Genomic DNA, 21743 nt, shown 5'->3' on the forward strand with positions numbered 1-21743 from the left:
CTTGTTTAAGACTTTTGTTTAATAAATCTATGGTAAATGAATCATCAGTAATTACTAACTATAGATGTTGTCTATATAGAGTTTAAAATAATATAAAAAGTATTAAAATCAATTAGTTACATAGTATTTGTAAAGTTATTGTTTAATCATAAAGAATAGCTATTTAAGATTGGTATCAGAGATTTTAAGTTAATTTGTGATGATAAGTGCATAGTGAAAAGAGTAGTCATTTTGAGGATTTTGATTGCTGAATCAGCTTAATTTTTAGACAAGACTAAAAGTGTAAATTCATGATATGTGTGAGATTGTTGTGTTGCCATTTTAAGCTTTCGCGAAAGCGTAATTGTTATCATTTACAATCTTTACCGACTCATTCTTTTTTGATGTTTTACTCAAACTCAACGAGCTTATTAATATCTTTAGAGTGTAAAAATTTACTATGACTGGAGCTATCCCAAAACAACATTACGACCTCATTTGTGTAGGCGGAGGAATTATGAGTGCAAATCTGGCGTTACTGGCTAAGATGCTAAAACCAGAGTTGAGCATCTTAATTCTAGAACGACTTGGAGATGTAGCTCAAGAAAGTTCGGCTGCTTGGAATAATGCAGGAACGGGTCATTCTGCTCTTTGCGAACTCAATTATTGCCCGGAAGAAAGTGATGGTTCTGTATCTATTGATAAGGCAATTAAAATATGCGAACAGTTTGAAATCACAAAACAATTCTGGGCGCATCTCGTAGAAGAAGGTCTAATAGAGGATCCTCAGGCATTTTTAAAGCCTATACCACATCATAGTTGGGTGACTGGTGAAAAGAACGCAGATTATCTAGAGAAGCGTTATGAGGCATTTAAAGATCACTTTATGTTTGATACTATCGAGTTTACTCGCAATGTGTCAAAAATGAAGGAGTGGTTTCCGCTTATCATGAGAGAGCGCACAGAGGATGAGGTAATGGCAGGATCGCGCATAGATCGAGGTACAGAAGTTAACTTTGGCGTTCTTACAAAGCGATTATATGAGATTCTTGAAACAGAATTTGATACACCTGTCCATTTCCATAAAGAAGTAAAGGATCTCGATCCGCTTGAAAATGGGAATTGGACGGCAATTACAAAAGATTTAAAAACAGGAACTAAGCAATCTATAGAGGCAGATCATATATTTATAGGTGCAGGTGGTGGTGCTTTGCTACTACTAGAAACTGTTGAAATAGAAGAGAAAGATGGTTTTGGAGGATTTCCCGTAAGTGGAGAATGGCTTGTTTGTAAAAACAAGGAAATCATAGATCAACATTATGCAAAAGTGTACAGTAAGGCAGGCGAGGGCGCGCCACCTATGAGCATGCCGCATCTAGATACTAGATATGTAGATGGAGAGCGACAATTAATGTTTGGTCCCTTTGCTGGTTTTAGTCCTAAATTTTTGAAGGAAGGATCTAATTTTGACCTGCTTGATAGTGTTACTTTTAAAAATATACCTTCTATGCTAGGTGCCTTCTGGCACAATCTAGATTTGACTAAATACTTGATAGGTCAGATTACAATGACTTTTGATGATCGTATGAAGGACTTACGCACCTTTATAAAAGATGCAAAAAATGAAGATTGGCGCATAGAAGTAGCTGGACAGCGCGTACAGACTATAAAACGAGATGAATTTGCAGGAGGGAAGCTTGAATTTGGGACTCAAATCGTAAGCGGTTCTGATGGAAAAATTACTTGTTTACTTGGTGCATCGCCAGGAGCATCTACAGCGCCTAGAATTATGCTTGATGTACTAGAGAAAGCCTTCCCAGAGATTATGGAAACAGCTGAGGGTAAACAACGATTAAGCGAGCTTTTACCTAGCTACAAGCAGGAGATAACGAAGGAGCATTTTAATCAAGAGTTAAAACGAACGTCTGCTTTATTGAATCTAGACTAATTGCAAGATAAGGAAATACATACAATAGGATTTGGAGGTGGCTGTCACTGGTGTACAGAGGCGGTGTTCCAATCATTGCGTGGTGTTCTGACTGTAGCGCAAGGATATATTGCTTCAGAGGGAATACACGCTTCCTTTTCTGAGGCTGTAATTGTGCATTATGATAGGAGCGTTATACCTCTGGAGGTATTAATTGAAATTCACCTTCTCACGCATAAGAGTACAAAAATGCACAGCATGCGAGATACATATCGATCTGCGGTGTATGTTTATAATGAGGAGGATAATGCTTTCGCGAAAGCGGTATTGAAAACATTACAAAAAAGCAGCAAAGAGAAAATAATTACTGCCGTAATGCCTTTTAAAGACTTTAATCCTTCAAGAGAAGAGATTACAAATTACTATAAGAAAAACCCAAATAAACCCTTCTGTGAGCGTTACATATCGCCTAAGCTGGGGGGACTTAAGAATACGTTTGCTCACAGAATGGTCGATTTTTAATGGTGCGAGTGCACGTCTATCGTGATAGGTTTCATCTTTATCACTCCTGTGCGGTGCAATACTTTCATAATTACATAAGTAACATCAATCTCATACCAATGTACACCTCCAAAGTTAGGTCTAGCCGCAAATTTGTGGTGGTTATTGTGATATGCTTCTCCCATCATTAAGAAGTCAAAGCGAAATAAATTTTTAGAAGTGTCCTTAGTCTTAAAGTTTGTGTACCCTAGAATGTGACCAAACCAGTTGATAATCACTCCATGTATAGGAGCCATTGCAAAGGCAACAGGTAATAATAACCATTGCCACCAAGCTGTTGCAAATACGGCAAAGAAAGCGATATATAAACCTACCCAAAGTAAGCGTGATAAGCGCGAGCTAGCGAAGTTGTCAAAACTCTTCCACTGTGGTACGTTTTTCTTAAACTTAGGATCTACCTCAATACGATCATTATTTATATCTTGATAAATAGTCTTAGTCTTCCACATCATTGCAAATAGGTTTGCATCATAAGAAGGGGAGTGGGGATCTTTTTCTGTATCTGTATAGGCATGATGCATACGGTGCATAATCCCATAACCATAAGCACTTAAGTAACTTGGTCCTTGAAAAAGCCAGGTTAATATAAAAGTGATTTTTTCTGTGGTTTTAGACATTGTAAATGTCTGGTGAGCAGCATATCTATGGAGAAAGAATGACTGAAAAAATAACCCGCTATACCAGAGGATTACTATAAAGAATATTATAAGCATTTTTTTTTACAAAGGTACTTTCACAAATGATGCCAGACAATGAACCTGTATCAAGTAATACGCTTGCGTATGCGGCTTAAAGCCTGTGGTGTCACGCCTATGTAAGAGCTTATATATTTAAGCGGAATTTCCTTAAGTAACTGAGGGCGTTCTTTAAAGATGCTTAAATAACGCTCTTCGGCAGTTTGATCTAGGAGTGATTGTAGTCTTTTTGATTTTGTAATAAAAAGATTTTCGGCAGTAAGTCGGCCTATAAGATTGCCTATAGCAGTTTTCTCGTAAATTTCTTGTAAATCTTTATATGAAACGCTCAAAATCACAGTGTCTTCGAGGGCTTGTACAGAGTGATCAGATGGTTTTTGAACTAAAAATGAATCGTAGGCACTCACAAACTGGTTTTCAAAGCAGAAACCAAAGGTGATTTCTTTATCTGATGATTCCTTTGGTATAAATAAACGTACAGAACCTTCCTTAATAAAGGAAATGTAGTTTTCTGTTACACCAGCTTTAAGAATGGTTTCTTTCTTTTTAAACGTGCGTTCTACAAGCTTTGACGTAAAAAGTTCCCAATCTATATCAGATACGGGAGCAAACTGGTTTATATAGGTGCGTATTTCGTCCAAGATGGTTTATAAATAAGAGTAAAGATACTACTCAAGAGCGCAGTTTACTTGAATAAATTACAAATTCTATTGTTGTTTTATTTAAAAATAAAGATACACTCCGCGTGCATAAAATAGCTAAGTTCGTAACTTATAAATTTTAAACTATTTAAGGCCTTATAATGAAGAAGGAAACCTATCTAGCTATTCTCGCTTTTTTCTCTATTTATGTTTTTTGGGGATCAACTTATCTGTGGAATAAAATTGTAGTAAGCGAAGTTCCTGCATTTATGCTGGCCGGTTTACGTTTTACCACTGCGGGTCTTATTATATTTCTAATAGCGGGACTAAGCGGTAAATCACTTAAAATAACAAGAAAACAACTGCGTAACTCTGTACTTGCTGGTTTTTTCTTTCTCGTGTATGGTAACGGAGTTTTTGTATGGTCACTTAAGTATGTGGATAGCGGATTTGCTGCGCTACTTGCTGCGTTGCAGCCGTTATCTATTCTTTTGTTAATGCGTATCGTTCAGAAAAAGGGATTAAAGCTCAAATCAATTATTGGTGTAGTTTTAGGTCTAATAGGGATGTACTTACTGGTTTCTCAAAGGGAGATAGCGATGCAAGAAGGAGCAACCTTAGGAATTATAATGATATTTACCTGTATTTTGAGTTGGAGTATAGGGAGCTTGTTTGTCGCGCAAGCAGATTTACCTAAAAACTTTTTTATTACTACTGGTTATCAAATGGTAAGTGCTGGTATTTTATTGTGGACATGGAGTTTTATTATAGGAGAAACATGGAGCTCTCCTGTAGATTGGAGTTCGCGCGCACAGATATCTATGGTATGCCTTATTGTTTTTGGAGGAATAGCGGCATTTACTTCGTTCAATTACTTACTTAAAAATGTCTCAACAGAAAAAGTTGCAACCTCTGCATATATAAACCCTGTTGTTGCTTTATTCTTAGGTTGGTATTTTCTAGATGAAAATGTAACTACTCAGTCTATTATTGCAGCATGTGTCTTGCTAAGCGGTGTATATTTTATAAATAGCGTACGTAAAAATGATAAGACGCAAACAAAGAAGATGCGTTTTAGAAGGGGTAGGGTATAATCAAACTCTTGAAAACAAAAAAAGTTCCATCGTTAGATGGGACTTTTTTTTACTTTAAATTGTTTTATGACTTTACTGTCTTTTCAATATTCTCTGCAGTGATGTCAATTACATCTTCTGCGTGATCTATATTTCTATTTACAGAGTTCTTAGCTTTTGCAGTCTCGCGCTCTAAAGCGTTTTTTAAGCTTGTAAGTTTTTCAGACACTTGATCTTCAACTTCGTTGTAGCTTTCTTTTAGAGTGTCTCCAGCTTTTCTTGCTTTGTCTTTTAAAGCTGCTTTCTCTTCAGGAGACATTTTCTTGTATTTATATAATCCTAAAGCTCCTGCTGCTACAGCGATTAGTCCTAGTATACCTTTTGTGTTATTATTCATAATTAAGTGGGTTTGATTGTTGTTGTATAAAGATAATGACTAATCCGAGCTAGCAATAAAACTATGATTAGATTGTGTTTTAATTAATACATTTTTGGCAATAAACACCTGTTTTTTAAGAATTAACAAGTGATAGTTGTATGTTATTTTTTGATTTTACGCTTTCGCGAAAGCATAAAAAAAGCGACTCAATAAGAACCGCTTTTAATTACTATTAAGCTACCGCAGCATTACTTGCGTAGTAGTGTAGTATATTTTTATAAAATGCCACGTTACTTGGCTTATTGCGAATACATGACTTTAAGAATTTTTCTAGATTATCAAACTCTATAGTTACTTCGGCACCTTTATTTAAGACATCTATTCCTAAGCAAACGCTATTTGTATCAATATCTAAAACAACAGATGATGCGTTAAAAAAATGTTTGATCAATGCAATGTGAAGCTGTTGAAAGCTAGCACTACGTTGAAATCTAAAATCTGTTGAATATTCAATTAAATCATTGAGACTTTTTAAGATGGTGTTGTTTGAGTGTTGCATAGCTTTTGATGTTTTTGGTTTCGTAAATTTAAAATCTAAAGTGTTAACAAAAATCTAAGGCTGAACGTTTTATAAATAGTTTAACGATAAATGTAATAATGGTCTGTTGTCCAGAACTATTTAAAATCCTTTAAAAATCTATGCAATTTAAGTTTGTTGTAATGAGTTTTGATTAGTGGTAATTATCTTATTTTTAGATGTTTAGATAAGCGTTCATTACGAGTTGTAAATTACTTTATTGCTATCGTGTTTCTTAAAGACCATATTTTTATTTCAAAAAAATATCTTAAAAGAATTGTGTCCTATTGTAGTACAGTAAATGACCTTTGATGCATTTTGAGTTATAGGATATAAATTGATGATTGATGATTGTAGATTGTGGCACCATCTTTGTTTATCACTAAGTATTAATAAATTAAATTATAATACAATGAGTAAAGGAACAGTAAAATTTTTCAACGACACTAAAGGTTTTGGATTCATAACAGAAGAAGGAGTTGAAAAAGACCATTTTGTACACATTTCTGGATTAATCGATGAGATTAGAGAAGGTGACGAAGTGGAGTTTGACCTTAAAGAAGGTAACAAAGGATTAAATGCAGTTAACGTAAAAGTTATCTAAGTTATATATACTTTCAATTAAGAGAAAAGCCCGTCATAACTGACGGGCTTTTTTTTGTTTACTCTTAATTTATAGTGTCCTTGCTATTAACTTTTTATAATTTATTAAATTACATTAAAAAGAAGTACTTTCGCGCTCTGATAAAAGCCCTGATTATGAAGAGAATAAATGAATACAAGAAACTCTTTGGAGTTGAAAAAGAAATTGATCTTAAAATGCTCAAAAAGAGCTACCGCAACCTTGTAAAAGAATGGCACCCAGATAAATTTCAAGATGGTGATGCAAAACAAGAGGAAGCAGAGATACAAAGCCGTCGCATTATTGATGGTTACCACTTTCTAGTAAGCATGGCACCAGAGACCAAAGCTGCAAATTTAGAAGCTTACACAGAGACGATAACAAATGCCGCTATCGCAGATTACCAGCACAAAGGATTACTACTAGAAATCACATTTACAGATGGGACTACTTATGAGTATTTTGGAGTTACGAAGCCTATTTATATAAAAATGGTAAATGCTGGAAACCTTAATCGTTTTGCAAAGCGCAATATTTACCCTAAGCATAACTACCGTAAGTCCAAAAGACACTTACAAGAAGCATAAGATTACTACATCCTTTTACTGAGATAGTCATCGTACTTTACAGTAAATAGAAGATTATTATTTAATAAATATTGAGACTATGACAAGTACTTTCACAGCATTAGGTGTAATGGATGCTATCCAAGAAGCCTTAAAATCACTAGAGATTACTTCTCCTACAGATATACAGCAGCAGGCTATACCTGCAATGCTCACGTCTAAAAAGGATGTCATAGCGCTCGCACAAACTGGGACTGGAAAAACGGTAGCCTTTGGGGTACCGTTATTACAGCTTATAGATCGCACTAACCCAACTACGCAGGCAGTTATTCTTGTGCCTACAAGGGAGTTAGGGCAACAAATACAATCTAACATTGCTGCACTTGCTGCACATCTTCCCGAGGTAAGCACTGCCGTTTTTTATGGAGGTGTACCTGTAAAAGATCAGATAGAACGACTCAAGGAAACTGCTCAAATTATTGTAGCAACACCTGGACGTCTTATTGATCTTATGGAGAGACAGGCTATCAATATCACGCAAGCAAATTATCTTGTGCTTGATGAGGCAGATGAGATGGTAAGCTCTCTTAAAGATAGTCTAGATACGATTGTTACTGCTATGCCTAATAATAGAAGAACTTTTCTATTATCTGCTACCATGCCAGGAGCAATCAAACAAATAGTTCAAAATTACCTTTCTAAAAACCCAATAGAAGTTAGCGCCGAAATGGCAACCCTAGGTAGTCAGAAAATTACACATGAATATGTAGTTGTTGAGCCTATTGAAAAACTAGATGTTTTAATGCATTTCTTGAACGCAAGAATAGGGCAAAGAGGTATCATCTTTTGTAAAACAAAAGCAGCAGTTAATAAACTAGCCAAAAATCTAGCGATTAATAAATTTTCCTCTGGTGCAATCCATGGAAGTTTAAGCCAGCCTATACGTGACCGTATGATGGGCCAGTTTAGAGAAGGGCACATTGACATTCTTGTAGCAACAGATCTTGCTGCTAGAGGTATTGATGTAAAGGAGATTGAATACGTAGTAAATTACCACCTTCCAGAATTTTACGATATGTATGTACACAGAAGTGGTCGTACAGCTCGTGCTGGTGCAACTGGATATGCGCTTACTATTTTACAAGAAGAGGAAGTAAAAGAGATTCCTGAGTTTGAACATGAGCTTGGTATTTCTTTTTCCGCTTTCGCGAAAGCGTCACCACAACAAATTGAGGATAATAATACGGTACTTTGGGCCAAGAAAATCTTCAAAACGAAGCCTAACAGAGAAATTGCTACGGAGCTAAAAGAGAGCGTTCACGCAGTGTTTCATCACTTGACAAAGGAAGAACTTATTGATAAACTTATGGCAGAGCGCATTGCATCTGCTCTTAAAAGTATCGAACCTAAGGCACTTCCAAAAAAGAAGAAGAAAAAATAAGTTTTAAATACAAGAAGCTGTTGTTTTCTTTTGTTAAGTAGGTTTAAGTATCCAAATTACCATAGCTTAGCTTTTACATAAGTAATTTCATATCTTAAAATGATGAAAAAACAACTACTCATAATTGTTCTAATGTTATCTTATTGTGTGTCTTTTGCACAAGAAATAACGCGAGAAGCATTTAATGACTCTTTACAAGGCTTACCATCATTTTCTAGTTTCCAAGATAATTACTTTATCACTGGCTTACCGACTAATAGAGATATAGATCGCAATAGCGCAGATGCTAAGTATCAAGTAAGTTTCAAGCAAATTATCTCAAGAGATTTGCTTCCATTTGAGTCTTATTTGTACTTGACTTATACACAAAAGGCGTTCTGGAATATTTATAAAGAGTCATTACCTTTTAGAGATGTTAATTTCAATCCGTCTATCGCGATAGGTAAAGCGATTTTCAATAAGGATAATCAATTAAGAGGTATAGCATCACTTGAATTTGAGCATGAATCTAACGGCAGAGACAGTATATCTTCTCGCAGTTGGAATCGTATTACCGCTGGATACACAACACCTCTTTTTAAAAATACTACAGCAAGATTTGAGCTCTGGCTGCCTTTTGGCTACCAAGAGAGCAACCCAGAATTGTTAGATTATGTAGGAGTAGGGGAAGTGCATATTAATCATGAGATTAAGCATGATAAGCTCACGTTAAATCTTATGCTACGTAAAGGACTAGGTTTTGATGGTAGAGGTGTAATGCGCTCTAGATTATATTACAACCCTTTTAAAACAAGTAAACTTAACCAATATATTATGCTTGAGTGGTACTTGGGTCAAGCAGAATCGCTTCTCGATTTTCAAAAATCTAGTAGTATCATAAGACTAGGATACGTAATTAAGAGTACAGAGTTTAATTGGTTTAGAAATAGAAAATAGAAGATTCTAACGAGACTAGTAATTGAGAAATTGTATCATTTTTTTATAATATAGATTCTTAATGATTATGATATAATCTAAGCCATCTGGAATTTAATTACATTTGAGAATGACAAAAAAGCTATTTTCTTTATTCGCAATCGTTTTAATTTCAGTTTCTGCCACTTCACAAACAGAATTACCTTCTCAACAATTTTGGAATACACTCAAGGCGCATTGTGGTAAAGCATATCAAGGAGTACTTGAACAACCTAAAGAAGATAAAGCCTTTGGAGGTAAACAACTTACCATGCATGTACGTTCTTGCAATGAAAACGAGATTAGAATTCCGTTTTTTGTAGGTGATGATAAGTCACGTACGTGGATACTTACTATGAATGACGGTATTATCTCATTAAAACATGATCATCGTCATGAAGATGGCAGCGAGGATGGCGTAAACTTCTATGGAGGTACTGCTAGTAATGCTGGAAAAGCTAATATTCAATTTTTTCCTGCAGATGTTCACACACAGCAAATGATTCCGGGAGCAGCGACTAATGTATGGTGGATCACCGTAGATGAAACTTCATTTACATATAATTTAAGAAGACTGGGTACAGATCGACTATTTACAGTGGTTATGGATCTCACAAATCCTATAGAAACTCCAGACGCACCTTGGGGATCAGAAGATTAATTTTAATTCTCACATTGATTGTATCCAGATTAAAAGTATAACATTATGAAAAATCTCATTTATTCGGCAGTCATTGCTGTTTTGGTAATTTCTTGCGACACTAAGAATGACGGTCAAGATGTCGCCAAGCAAAAGCAACAAGCTATCGCCTTTGATGGTATAGATACTTCAATTGCACCGGGAGATAATTTCTACAATCACGTCAATAAAACATGGTATGATAATGCCGTTATTGCAGATGATCAAGTAGGAGTAGGGGCTTACAGATTTTTAAATATTCCGCAGCAAGAGTTATTAAAGAATATCTTAGAAGAAGTCTCAACAGAAACACATATCAAAGGTTCTGTAGAGCAACTTGTAGGTGATTTTTATGCTTCTGGTATGGATACTTTGAGTATTGATAAACGAGGGATTGAACCTATGAAACCTATTCTCAATCGAATTGAGTCCATTAGTAATGTTTCAGAGATGATGCACTTTGTGAGCACGCAAATTATGAGCGGAGATTATTCGGTGGTAGCTCCTTACATATCTCCAGATCAAAAAAATAGTAAGATTAATATTTTGCATGTTGGTCAGACTGGTTTGGGATTACCTGACCGTGATTATTATTTCAATGAAGATGGCTCGTCAAAAGCAATTCAAGAGGCTTATAAAAAGTACTTAGCTACACTATTTGAATTAGTGGGTGAGGATAACGCTTTCGCGAAAGCGGAAACAGTATACAGCATAGAACAACAACTTGCTAGCGCTCATAAAACACGTATCGAGCGCAGAGTCATAAAGGATAATTACAATAAGTTTTCAGTTGAAGATCTAGCAGCTAAACAACCTGCTATAGGTTGGCCGAAAATGCTAGAGAACTTAGGAGCAAACGTAGACTCGCTTGACGTTAGACAGCCTGCATATTATGATGCATTAAATAGCATGTTATCAAGTGTACCACTAGCGCAATGGAAATTATATCTAAAAGCGCATTCTATAAGCAGTCATGATACTATGTTGAGCACTCCTTTTCAAGATGCTGCATTTGCTTATACTAAGGTGATATCTGGACAGTCTGAGCAACAATCTCGATCTAAACGTATGGTGCGCAATGTAGACAGGCAAATAGGGTTTGCATTAGGACAATTATATGTTAAGCTTTACTTTAATGAAGATGCCAAAAAGAGAGCACTGGAACTTGTAAATAATTTTCAAAGCGCACTTGAAGTTCGCATTGAAAACTTAGCATGGATGAGTGATAGTACCAAAGTAAAAGCTAAAGAAAAGCTATATGCCATAAACAAGAAAATAGGATATCCCGATGTATGGCGCGAGTATAATGTGTCAATCGACAGAGGGCAGTTTTTTGAAAACGTAGTAGACTTGCGTAAAGATAGTTATGACTACGAACTTAAACAATTGAATAAAGCGCCTAATCGTGATGAATGGGGTACAACTCCATCCACTGTTACAGCATATTATAACCCATCTCTTAATGAAATAGTGTTTCCTGCAGGAATCTTACAGCCGCCATATTTTGATCTTTATGCAGACGATGCTGTAAATTATGGAGGTATAGGCATGGTGATAGGACATGAGTTTACACATGCTTTTGATGATCAAGGAGCACAGTATGATAAGGATGGAAATGTAACAAACTGGTGGACGGATGATGACTACACAAAATTTAAGGCAAAGACGCAGCAAATTATCGAGCAGTATGATTCTTTTACCGTTTTAGATAGTGTACACCTTAAAGGAGCACTCACAGTAGGTGAGAACACTGCAGATAATGGCGGAATCGCAATTGCTTATGATGCTTTTAAAATGACAGAGCAAGGAAAAGACACGATCTCTATAGGCGGTTATACTCCTAATCAACGTTTTTTCATGTCTGTAGCTCGTATTTGGAGAGTGAAGACAAGAGATGAATACTTACGCAACTATGTTGCTACAGACCCACACTCACCACCTATGTGGCGTGTAAACGGCCCATTAATGAACTTTACGCCTTTTTACGAAGCCTTTAATGTTACTGAAGGACAAGAGAACTTTAAGACCGAGGAGGAGCGTATAGAAATTTGGTAAAAAAAATAGGGTATGCTTTCGCGAAAGCATACCCTATTTTTTTTCTATTGTAATTCTTATCTAAGCTTATTTTTGCTCACTTGGCACAATATACACATCATTAATATTGACACGTGATGGCTGGCTTAATGAGTAGTAAATTGCATTTGCAATATCCTCTGCTTCTAGCGTTGTCATTTCTTGCATTCCTTCCATCATTTCCTTAACGTCCTCATCTGTAATTGTCTCAGTAAGGCTAGTGCTTACTGCGCCTGGCTCGATAGAGGTAACATTAATTCCATATTCTGGAGCTAGCTCTTGACGTAGTCCTTCAGAAAACATCTTTACGGCGCTCTTTGTAGCGCAATACACAGCTCCACCTGGGAAATAGCGGTGTGCTGCCATGGAAGAGATGTTTATGATATGGCCTCCTTTATTCTTTTTAAGTTCTGGTAAAACGGCTGCAACTCCATTTAATACTCCTTTTATATTTACATCTACCATTTGCATCCACTCATCTGTTTTGAGCTTTTCTACAAAAGATAATGGCATTAATCCTGCATTATTAATAAGGCCGTCTACTTTGCCATATTCTTTTACCGCGGCAGCAACACCTTTGTCAAAATCTTTTTTGCTTGTTACATCACCTGTTGCTACAATCGCTTTTCCACCATTATCGGTAATTGCTTTTTGTAGCTCTTGCAATTTATCTTCACTACGAGCCATTAATACCACATTTGCACCGTGTGATGCTAGTTTGTGTGCGGTTGCTTCACCTATACCACTTGATGCTCCTGTTATGATTATTGTCTTATTTGTAAGTTCCATAATTTTGTTTTTTTATAAAATTAAGTGGACTTTACAGCTTTACCATGGGTCTTAAAGGTATTTTAAGAAGGTGATAAGAGTGTTTTAACGCATTAGCGCGTTGTAAAATGACAAGATGCAATTGATGATATATTTATATTTTCAAATAACTGATAATCAATACTGTTTAATGCTTTTTGGTGAGAAGCTCTTCTAGAGTATCCCAGACAGTTTCGGCAACAATCTCATGACCTTCTTCTGTAGGATGAATACCATCATTTTGATTAAGGGCTTTAATACCGCCCACGTCTTTTAAAATAAAAGGAATCAAGCTTATATCATTTGAGGTAGCAAGTTCTAAAAACATGTTTTTGAAATTAGATGTATACACTTCTCCAAAATTAGGAGGCAGTTGCATTCCAGCAAGAACAATAGTAGTAGACGGACTTTTGGCGCGTACAGCATTAATAATAGCTTGAAGGTTTTCTCTGGTTTCTTCTACAGCAACGCCTCGTAAGCCGTCATTTGCACCAAGTTCTAGCACAAATATATCTATAGGTTGATTTAGTATCCAATCTATCCTGCTTCGACCACCTGCACTGGTTTCTCCGCTTAAGCCTGAGTTTATCACCTCATAATCTAAGTTTAGACTGTCTATTTTGTTTTGGATGAGTGCTGGATAGGCATCATTTGTATCATCTAGGCCATAGCCAGCAGTAATACTATCTCCAAAGAAGAGTAGTGTGTTTTTTGAATCATGTACCTCTTCTTGAGAAACCGCTATTGTGGGCTCTTGTACAACTTGTTCTTTTGTAGCCGTATTACTGTTACATGAAGCGAAGGAAATCGACATTATAACAATACTAAACTTTGTGATAATGTATTGTAGCGACTGTGGGCTTTTTAAAGACCATTGTGTTAATTTTATAGAGAACATAATTAGTTGTATTTATTTAAGGAAGCATGTCAAAGATATTAAAGATAAGCGGGCTAGAAAAGACGTATACCAGCGGCTCAAAACAGCTCACCGTATTGCAAAATATAGATTTTGAAGTAGAAAAAGGTCAGACTTTTTCTATCATAGGTCCGTCGGGTAGTGGTAAAACGACCTTGCTAGGTTTATGCGCAGGTCTTGACCAGCCTAATGCTGGTACTGTTGAGTTATGCGGTCATAACTTAAGTGCATTAAACGAAGATGAGCGTGCTGCATTACGCAATAAAGAAGTAGGTTTTATTTTTCAGAATTTCCAATTATTACCAACACTTACAGCCATAGAGAATGTGAGTGTACCTCTTGAACTTCAGGGAGACAAGAATGCTAGTACACGTGCAAAAGAACTACTAGAGCAGGTAGGTCTAGTTGATCGTATAGATCATTATCCTTCCCAACTTTCTGGTGGAGAGCAACAGCGTGTTGCTCTTGCACGAGCTTTTGTAAATAAACCATCGATACTTTTTGCAGATGAACCTACGGGAAATCTTGATGAAGAAACTGGCGAAAAAGTGATAAAACTCCTTTTTGAACTAAACAAAAGTGCCGGAACTACCTTAGTGATTATATCACACGACTTAGATCTAGCAAATAGAACGCAACAAATCTTGAGATTAAAAGGAGGCCAAATTTTAACTAACGAACGCACCACAGCATCTTGAATAATCCAAAACTAATCACCAAGGCAGCTACAAGTTGGTTGTTTAAAATGGCATGGCGGGATGCTAAAGCAAGTAAAGTGCGTTTGTTGCTCTTTATGGCTTCCATTATATTAGGAATTGGAGCGGTGGTATCTATTCAGCTATTTAGCCAGAATCTTACAGAAAATATACAGCGACAATCTAAAACCCTCATGGGGGCAGATTATATCATTGACAGTAGACAAGCTCCAAGCGAGCGTGCTCAAGCTATCATAGACTCGCTTCAACCAGATGCATCAGAGGTGAACTTTGTATCTATGATTGCGTTTCCTAAAAATGGAGGAACAAAACTGGTACGAGTAAGAGGTCTAGAAGGTGATTTTCCATTTTATGGAACTATGCAAACTAATCCTGTAAACGCAGGAACTAGTTATCAGGTTAATGGCGGAGCTCTCGTTGACGCAACTCTTATGCTACAGTACAGTGTGGTTCCTGGAGATTCTATCAAAGTAGGAGCAATCACGTTGCCTATCATTGGGGAGTTAATATCTATGCCAGGAAGCAGTGCTGTATCAAGTTCTGTTGCACCGCCCGTAATAATCCCTAATCGTTTTATTGCAGAGACGGAGCTATTGCAGTTTGGTAGTCGTAAGGAATATCAATTCTTCTATAAAGCGCCTTCCATAGATCTTGATGCTTTAGAAAAAAGCATAGATCCAATTCTCAAATTAGAAAATGCAGACATAGATACACATACAAGCACCAGCGCACGCTTAGGACAGCGATACGAGAATGTAGGAGCATTTCTCAACCTAGCAGCATTTATAGCACTTCTATTGGGATGCGTAGGTATCGCTAGTTCTGTGAATATCTATATCAAAGAAAAACTGAAAGCCATCGCTGTTTTAAAGTGCATGGGAGCATCTAGAAAACAGAGTTTTTTAATTTTTCTGATACAAATAGCTAGCATAGGATTAATAGGTGGAATCATAGGCACCATCATAGGTGCAGGTCTACAAGAGTTATTCCCTTATATCCTACAAGAGTTTTTACCTTTTGATGTGACCATAAATATTTCCATACAGCCACTCATCATGGGAGTATTACTTGGTTTATGTATGTCTGTTTTATTTGCGCTATTACCACTTATTCGTACTTGGTATGTGTCTCCATTAGATGTGTTAAGAGTAACGGAAACATCTAATCAAGAAAGTGCAAAAGCTAGATTAGTGGTCGTAGGACTCATTTTGGTATCACTATATTTATTTTCCTTTTGGTTATTAAAGGATGGTCTATTTGCGCTCGCTTTTGTAGGCGGTGTTGTCGTGACATTTGCTGCTTTAGCTGGAGTAGCAAGAGGTACTATGCTCATCGTTAAGAAATACTTCCCTAAGAAGGCATCATTCACCATGCGCCAAAGTCTGCTTAATTTATACCGACCTAATAATCAAACCTTAGTATTGATGGTAGCCATAGGTTTAGGCACTTTTTTAATAAGTACACTTTATTTTACAAAGGACATTCTACTTGCCAAAACGGAAGTAGGTAACACCTCGGATAGTGCAAATATCATTACGCTAGACGTCCAGCCAGATCAAGTTGAGGAGGTAGCCACTATTTTCAAAACTAATGATTTACAAGTTATTGATAATATTTCGCTAGTGACTATGCGTATGCACAGTATTAATGGAATTCTAGTAAACACCTTACGTACAGATAGTACCGCACAAATACGTAAGTGGATTCTCAACCATGAGTTTAGAACTACTTACAGGGATGAGATTATAGCATCAGAAGAAATTATAGAAGGGGAGTGGATAGACGCTATAGCACCTAACGAACCTATAAAAATTTCCATTTCTGATAATCTTGCAGATGATGCAAATGTGACTGTAGGTGATCCTATTGTTTTTAATGTGCAAGGAGTGCTTATGGAAACTACCGTGGGAAGTATTCGCAAGGTTGATTGGGCACGATTACAACTCAATTTCTCCATCGTTTTTCCTAAGGGTGTACTTGAGAATGCTCCTCAGTTTAATGTGTTAACCACGTATGCAGATACTAAAGAAAAATCGGCGGGATTACAGCGGGATTTGGTTACGGCATTTCCTAACGTCTCTATTATTGATTTAAGACAGGTTTATAATGTGGTGGAAGATATCTTGAGCAAAGTCTCGTGGATAATCAATTTTATGGCATTCTTTAGTATTCTTACAGGGATCATCGTACTTATAGGTTCTGTACGTACGAGTAAATATCAACGCATAAAAGAAAGCGTACTACTGCGAACATTAGGTGCAAAAAATAAGCAGATTCTTAAGATTTCGGCATTTGAATACTTCTTTTTAGGTGTTTTGGGTAGTTTAGTTGGGATCTTACTGGCATTAGTGAGTAGTTTAATGCTAGCAATATTTGTATTTAAAGAGCCGTTTGTCCCATCATTAATCCCATTCCTAGTATTTCTACCTGGCATCACATCATTGGTTGTGTTCATTGGCCTCAGTAATATAGGAGGTGTATTGCGCAGTTCTCCCCTTGAGGTCCTCAGAAAGGCAGAGTAGGAGATAGTAACGATGTATTATAGTTTTACGCTTTCGCGAAAGCGTAACCCTTCTACAGCAAACAAATTAAAGATTATCACATTTTATCGCATAAAAAAAGGTTGCCAAACGGCAACCTTTTTACTTGTAAGAAATACATCAATTACTTGATGCTCTCTAATAATTTATCTGCTACTAGTTCTGATGAAGCTGGGTTTTGACCTGTAATAAGGTTTCCATCTTGGATTGCATATGCAGCCCAATCTTCTTTTTTAGAATAGATACCACCGTTTTTAGTTAGCATGTCTTCTACTAAGAAAGGTACTACCTCAGTAAGTTGTACAGCCTCTTCTTCAGTGTTAGTAAATCCTGTTACTTTTTTCCCTTGTACTAATGGGTTTCCATCAGTTCCTTTTACATCTTTTAATGCAGCTGGAGCGTGACATACGAAAGCAACTGGCTTGTCTTGACTATTGAATTTTTCAATAAGTGCGATAGATTTTGCGTCATTTGCAAGATCCCATAATGGTCCGTGACCTCCTGGGTAAAATACAGCGTCAAAATCGTCTGCATTCATATCTGCAAGTACTTTTGTATTTGCGATAAGGTTTTTTGCAGTTTCGTCTTTGTCAAAACGCTCTGTAGCTTCTGTTGCAGCGTCTGGAGAGTCACTACTTGGATCTATAGGTGCAGCTCCTCCCTTTGGAGTTGCGATTGTAATGTTTACACCTTTGTCAAGTAACGAGTAATATGGCGCAGCAAATTCTTCTACCCAAAATCCTGTTTTCTTTCCAGTGTCTCCTAGTTGGTCGTGTGATGTTAATACAAATAAAACGTTCATTTCTTTTTCTTTTTTGGTTTCTGTTGTTACTTCCGAAACTTTTTCAGAAGTTGTTTTTGTGTTTGACTCTTTACAGCTTGTTGCTGTGATAATAGTTAGCACAAGTGCTAGTGATTGTATAATCTTCATAATTGTTATTAGTAAGCCATTTTGACTATTTTCTCCACATTATCGGGAGTTAGTGATTGGTGTTCTCCTAATCCTTCCCAGCCACGATCTGTAAATCGCTTCGAAATTTTCTCAGCAGTTCCTTCGTAATCTTCTGTGTAATCTGAGAGCTTCGTATCTATTCCTAATTCTTTAAAGAAAGCCTCTGTCTTTTCGATAGCAGCATATGCTTTATCATCTACACTACCTTCTGTTACATTCCATACACGTTCTGCATATTGAGCCAATTTCTCTTTCTTAGCTTCAAAATTGAATTTATAGTGACTAGGAGCAATAACTGCTAGCGTGCGTGCGTGATCTATACCAAACATTGCTGTAAGTTCATGACCAATGGCATGTACCGCCCAGTCTGTAGGAACTCCTTTTTGGATTAATCCATTAAGAGCCATGGTACAACTCCACATAAAATCTGCTGCGGCTTTGTAATCTGTTGGGTCTTTAATAACAGTTGGAGCTACCTCGATTAATGTTTGTAAGATACTTTCTGCAAAACGATCTTGTAAACGCGCACCTATAGGATACGTCATATATTGCTCAAGAACGTGGGTAAATGCGTCTGTAAGACCATTTGCTAGCTGGCGTTCTGGAATAGAAGTAATAACCTGCGGATCTAAGATAGAAAATACTGGAAATAATCCTGGACCTCCCATAGCAAGCTTCTCTTGCGTTTCCTTTCTCGTAATTACAGATCCTGAGTTCATCTCAGACCCTGTAGCTGGTAGTGTTAATACCGTTCCAAAAGGCATACCTTTCTCAGTTTTGATATTCTGTGTAAGAATATCCCAAGGCCTATCTCCTTCATAAAGAGCTGCTGCAGATAAAAACTTAGTTCCATCGATTACAGAACCACCACCCACAGCAAGTAAATATGTAATTTTTTTGTCTTTAATTACCTCTAACGCTTCCATAAGTACTGCATACTCAGGATTTGCAGGAATACCTCCAAACTCAGTAACATCTACATCTGATAGTGCTGTTTTTACTTGGTCATAAATTCCATTTTTCTTGATACTTCCACCACCATATAATAATAGCACCTTAGCATCTGCAGGAATCTCTTCACTTAGCTTTGCAATCGTATCCTTTCCAAAGATGACTTTAGTCGGATTCTTAAATTCAAAATTGTTCATCGTACTTTTCTTTTTCTTTTTTCTTTTTTCTTTTTTCTTTCAATAATCTTTAGATCTTTACGACCATTTTCCCTTTGTTTTTACCTTCAAATAAATCAATAAAAGCTGTTGGGATATTCTCAAAACCTTCTACTACAGTTTCCGTGTAAGTAAGTTTACCTTCAGATAACCATGTAGCCAGTTGTTTCATAGCCTCAGGAAATTTCTCTGCATAGTTTGAGACAATAAAGCCTTGCATTAGTGCGCTATTTTTAACTAAAAATGGCTGTACACTCATACTCATCGGTATTTCTGTATTGTTGTACACAGAGATAGCTCCACAAATAATCATTCTTGCAAAGCGATTAATATTTACGAGCACTGCGTCAGAGATGGGTCCACCTACATTATCAAAGTATACATCTACACCATCTGGCGCTGCAGTTTTTATTGCCGCCGCCATATCATCTGTAGTGTTGTAGTTGATAGCTGCGTCAAAGCCAAATTTGTCTTTGAGCATTGCTACCTTCTCATCAGTTCCAGCAATTCCTACTACGCGCAATCCTAAGATTTTTCCAATCTGTCCTACAACACTACCTACAGCACCGGCTGCACCAGAAACTACGAGCGTTTCTCCGGCAACAGGTTTTCCTATTTCATGTAACCCTAGAAAAGCTGTAAGTCCAGTCATTCCTAAAATACCTAGGTACGCACTTAATGAAGCTTTTGATGGATCTACTTTAAGCAATCCTTCTCCAGTGTGCACTTGAGCAGTTGCCCAATCTAGCATTCCCGAAACATAATCACCTTCTTTAAAAGCGTCATTATTAGATGCTGTTACTTTTGCAACTACACCAGAGTGTATAGGTTTACCTATTTCAAAGGGTGCAATGTATGACTTTGCATCACTCATTCTACCTCTTAAATAAGGATCTACAGAAACATATGCTGCTTCTACTAAGATTTCACCAGAACCAGCAGATAAGTTTTTTTCATCTGTAACAAATTCAAAATTTGATAAAGATGGTGTTCCTTCTGGTCTACTTTTTAATAATATACTTTTAGTCATCGCTATATCTTTTTACTCTATTACAGTCACCATATCTTCCATAGGCTTTCTCACCTTTACAAGATTTACTAGCCAGTCTTCATCTTCTTTTCTGTATCCTAAAGGAAGTAATACTGCACTACGTAAACCCTTTTCGCGTAAGCCTAATATTTTATCTACTTCTGTAGCGTCAAAACCTTCTAGTGGTGTTGCATCTACATTTTCATAAGCTGCAGCGATGATTGCATGCGAAAAAGCGATATATGCTTGTCTCGCAGCGTGCTCAAAGTTTTCTTGCTCATCTTTTTGTGGGTAAGAATCTAATAACATCTGGCGGTAGTTTTCCCATCCTTCATTTTTAAATCCTCTTATATCATTAGTAAGATCAAACATGTAGTTGATTCTCTCAGGAGTATATGTATCCCAAGCAGCAAAAACTAACAAGTGTGAGCAATCCGTAACTACAGACTGGTTCCATGCTACAGGTCTAATTTGTTCTTTAATGTCTTGATTTTTAATTACCATAACCTCAAAAGGTTGTAGTCCGCTTGAAGTAGGAGCAAGTCTTGTAGCTTCTAAAATTCTTTCAATTTTATCTTCGGCTACTTTTTCACCATTCATTGCCTTTGCGGCATATCTCCAGTTTAACTTATCTAATAAATCCATATTCTTATTATTTACGTTCTTGTTGTTTTTTATTGACATACTTTAATACTACTCCATGCAGATTGATAAGCTTCTTCCATGTGAGTTTTATCTAATTGAAATGCTCCTCGCTTTTGGGTCATCATTAAAAATGAAAGCGGATTAATTGCATATGCGTATAGTATAAAATCTGATAATGGTTTGATAATTCCTTCCTTTTTACCGCGTTCCCATAAGTCGAGTAGGGGCTGTAAGTGCTTTATTCCTTCTTGTCTGCTTTCCTCATCAATCATAGGAGTGTTATCACACTGAGCAAGAAACATTGCTTTCTCACATTCCTTTAACTTGAAATCTGCAATACGTTTCCAGATGTACTCAAAACCTGATTCTACTGGCAGCGTGGCGTCGTAAGATGCAAATGCATATTCTGTATAAGAAGCCTTAACTTCTATATATGTTTTATTTACGAGGTCTTGCTTATTCTCAAAATATAAATAGATAGTGGCAGGAGAAACGTTTGCCATTTTGGCAATTTTACTCATAGGAGTAGCGTGAAAACCGTTATTGTTTACAAGCTCGATGGTCGCCTTTACAAGCGCATTACGTTTATCTATACTTTTTTGAAGTTTTGCCATGTTATCTTATTGCTGGTGCAAAGATAGCATCAAAAATGAACGTTCATTCTTTTTTAACAAACATTTAATTTAACAAGAGAATTAGGAGTATTAATTATGGTTTGTAAACAGAGCTGGTTTAATAACTAAGAAGGCGTATAGGTGTGATGTTACGCTTTCGCGAAAGCGTAAAAAGAACATTTTATTTATG

The 21743-nt window shown here is 36.6% G+C and carries 22 protein-coding genes; 11 read left to right on the plus strand and 11 right to left on the minus strand.

Annotated elements, in window-relative coordinates; all coding sequences use genetic code 11:
* The first annotated feature begins 439 nt into the window (after nt 1-439).
* A complete protein-coding gene (gene mqo, locus ACJJVW_RS14620; RefSeq protein ID WP_405252822.1) occupies nt 440-1927 on the plus strand; it encodes a malate dehydrogenase (quinone) in 1488 nt (495 codons plus the stop codon).
* Nucleotides 1928-2428, plus strand: a complete 501-nt coding sequence (locus tag ACJJVW_RS14625) for a peptide-methionine (S)-S-oxide reductase (RefSeq protein ID WP_405252824.1) — start codon at nt 1928-1930, stop codon at nt 2426-2428.
* Here the strand turns inward: ACJJVW_RS14625 and ACJJVW_RS14630 are convergent.
* Together ACJJVW_RS14630 and ACJJVW_RS14635 are read right to left on the minus strand one after the other, a co-directional pair.
* The gene (locus tag ACJJVW_RS14630; RefSeq protein WP_405224762.1) at nt 2425-3180 is read right to left on the minus strand and encodes an acyl-CoA desaturase; all 756 of its coding nucleotides are present in this window, start codon (nt 3178-3180) and stop codon (nt 2425-2427) included. The two genes, ACJJVW_RS14625 and ACJJVW_RS14630, sit on opposite strands and share 4 nt — an antisense overlap.
* Nucleotides 3181-3230: 50 nt before the next feature.
* Nucleotides 3231-3803 (minus strand): Crp/Fnr family transcriptional regulator, encoded by a 573-nt coding sequence (locus ACJJVW_RS14635; protein WP_298325018.1) that lies wholly within the window; start codon nt 3801-3803, stop codon nt 3231-3233.
* Between the two features lie 161 nt (nt 3804-3964).
* Here ACJJVW_RS14635 and ACJJVW_RS14640 point away from each other — a divergent pair, with 161 nt between their 5' ends.
* On the plus strand, nt 3965-4897 hold the full coding sequence (locus ACJJVW_RS14640; protein ID WP_405224756.1) for an EamA family transporter: 933 nt from the start codon (nt 3965-3967) through the stop codon (nt 4895-4897).
* Nucleotides 4898-4961: 64 nt separating this feature from the next.
* Here ACJJVW_RS14640 and ACJJVW_RS14645 read toward each other — a convergent pair whose 3' ends face one another.
* Together ACJJVW_RS14645 and ACJJVW_RS14650 are read right to left on the minus strand one after the other, a co-directional pair.
* On the minus strand, nt 4962-5273 hold the full coding sequence (locus tag ACJJVW_RS14645; RefSeq protein WP_204161779.1) for a YtxH domain-containing protein: 312 nt from the start codon (nt 5271-5273) through the stop codon (nt 4962-4964).
* Nucleotides 5274-5487: 214 nt separating this feature from the next.
* A complete protein-coding gene (locus ACJJVW_RS14650) occupies nt 5488-5814 on the minus strand; it encodes a hypothetical protein (RefSeq protein WP_013752104.1) in 327 nt (108 codons plus the stop codon).
* Between the two features lie 430 nt (nt 5815-6244).
* Between ACJJVW_RS14650 and ACJJVW_RS14655 the strand changes: the two genes are divergently transcribed.
* The 6 genes from ACJJVW_RS14655 (at nt 6245) to ACJJVW_RS14680 (ending at nt 12149) form a co-directional block, all read left to right on the plus strand.
* Nucleotides 6245-6436, plus strand: a complete 192-nt coding sequence (locus ACJJVW_RS14655; RefSeq protein ID WP_108878812.1) for a cold-shock protein — start codon at nt 6245-6247, stop codon at nt 6434-6436.
* Nucleotides 6437-6591: 155 nt separating this feature from the next.
* A complete protein-coding gene (locus tag ACJJVW_RS14660) occupies nt 6592-7041 on the plus strand; it encodes a KTSC domain-containing protein (protein ID WP_108878813.1) in 450 nt (149 codons plus the stop codon).
* A gap of 79 nt (nt 7042-7120) precedes the next feature.
* Nucleotides 7121-8461, plus strand: a complete 1341-nt coding sequence (locus ACJJVW_RS14665) for a DEAD/DEAH box helicase (protein WP_405252827.1) — start codon at nt 7121-7123, stop codon at nt 8459-8461.
* Between the two features lie 132 nt (nt 8462-8593).
* Complete coding sequence (locus tag ACJJVW_RS14670; RefSeq protein WP_405252829.1) at nt 8594-9397, plus strand: phospholipase A; 804 nt, start codon at nt 8594-8596, stop codon at nt 9395-9397.
* A 109-nt stretch (nt 9398-9506) separates the two neighbouring features.
* Nucleotides 9507-10076, plus strand: a complete 570-nt coding sequence (locus tag ACJJVW_RS14675; protein WP_405252831.1) for a hypothetical protein — start codon at nt 9507-9509, stop codon at nt 10074-10076.
* A gap of 45 nt (nt 10077-10121) precedes the next feature.
* Nucleotides 10122-12149, plus strand: a complete 2028-nt coding sequence (locus ACJJVW_RS14680; RefSeq protein WP_405252833.1) for a M13 family metallopeptidase — start codon at nt 10122-10124, stop codon at nt 12147-12149.
* A 66-nt stretch (nt 12150-12215) separates the two neighbouring features.
* On the opposite strand, the gene ACJJVW_RS14685 is transcribed toward ACJJVW_RS14680, so the two are convergent.
* A complete protein-coding gene (locus tag ACJJVW_RS14685) occupies nt 12216-12956 on the minus strand; it encodes an SDR family oxidoreductase (protein WP_405252835.1) in 741 nt (246 codons plus the stop codon).
* Nucleotides 12957-13122: 166 nt separating this feature from the next.
* Nucleotides 13123-13872 carry an arylesterase gene (locus ACJJVW_RS14690; RefSeq protein ID WP_405252837.1) on the minus strand — a complete coding sequence of 250 codons (750 nt, stop codon included), beginning with the start codon at nt 13870-13872 and terminating at the stop codon, nt 13123-13125.
* 26 nt (nt 13873-13898) lie between these two features.
* On the opposite strand from ACJJVW_RS14690, the gene ACJJVW_RS14695 reads away from it, so the two are divergent.
* A complete protein-coding gene (locus ACJJVW_RS14695) occupies nt 13899-14588 on the plus strand; it encodes an ABC transporter ATP-binding protein (protein ID WP_405252839.1) in 690 nt (229 codons plus the stop codon).
* A 47-nt stretch (nt 14589-14635) separates the two neighbouring features.
* Nucleotides 14636-17128 carry an ABC transporter permease gene (locus ACJJVW_RS14700; RefSeq protein ID WP_405253117.1) on the plus strand — a complete coding sequence of 831 codons (2493 nt, stop codon included), beginning with the start codon at nt 14636-14638 and terminating at the stop codon, nt 17126-17128.
* A 142-nt stretch (nt 17129-17270) separates the two neighbouring features.
* Here the strand turns inward: ACJJVW_RS14700 and ACJJVW_RS14705 are convergent, their stop codons facing one another.
* From ACJJVW_RS14705 to ACJJVW_RS14725, 5 genes are read right to left on the minus strand one after another with little or no spacing between them, the layout of a single operon-like run.
* On the minus strand, nt 17271-18077 hold the full coding sequence (locus ACJJVW_RS14705; protein WP_013752116.1) for a type 1 glutamine amidotransferase domain-containing protein: 807 nt from the start codon (nt 18075-18077) through the stop codon (nt 17271-17273).
* An 8-nt stretch (nt 18078-18085) separates the two neighbouring features.
* Nucleotides 18086-19246, minus strand: a complete 1161-nt coding sequence (locus ACJJVW_RS14710) for an iron-containing alcohol dehydrogenase (protein ID WP_405252842.1) — start codon at nt 19244-19246, stop codon at nt 18086-18088.
* A gap of 49 nt (nt 19247-19295) precedes the next feature.
* Complete coding sequence (locus ACJJVW_RS14715) at nt 19296-20294, minus strand: NADP-dependent oxidoreductase (RefSeq protein WP_405252844.1); 999 nt, start codon at nt 20292-20294, stop codon at nt 19296-19298.
* Between the two features lie 12 nt (nt 20295-20306).
* Entirely contained in the window at nt 20307-20939 is a 633-nt protein-coding gene (locus ACJJVW_RS14720) for an NAD(P)H-dependent oxidoreductase (RefSeq protein WP_339844472.1), read from the minus strand.
* A gap of 29 nt (nt 20940-20968) precedes the next feature.
* Nucleotides 20969-21553: a TetR/AcrR family transcriptional regulator gene (locus ACJJVW_RS14725; protein ID WP_298325070.1), complete on the minus strand. Its 585-nt coding sequence runs from the start codon at nt 21551-21553 to the stop codon at nt 20969-20971.
* Between the last annotated feature and the right edge of the window lie 190 nt (nt 21554-21743).

Origin of the sequence: Dokdonia sp. Asnod3-C12 (assembly GCF_045063975.1) — a bacterium.
Classification (GTDB): domain Bacteria; phylum Bacteroidota; class Bacteroidia; order Flavobacteriales; family Flavobacteriaceae; genus Dokdonia.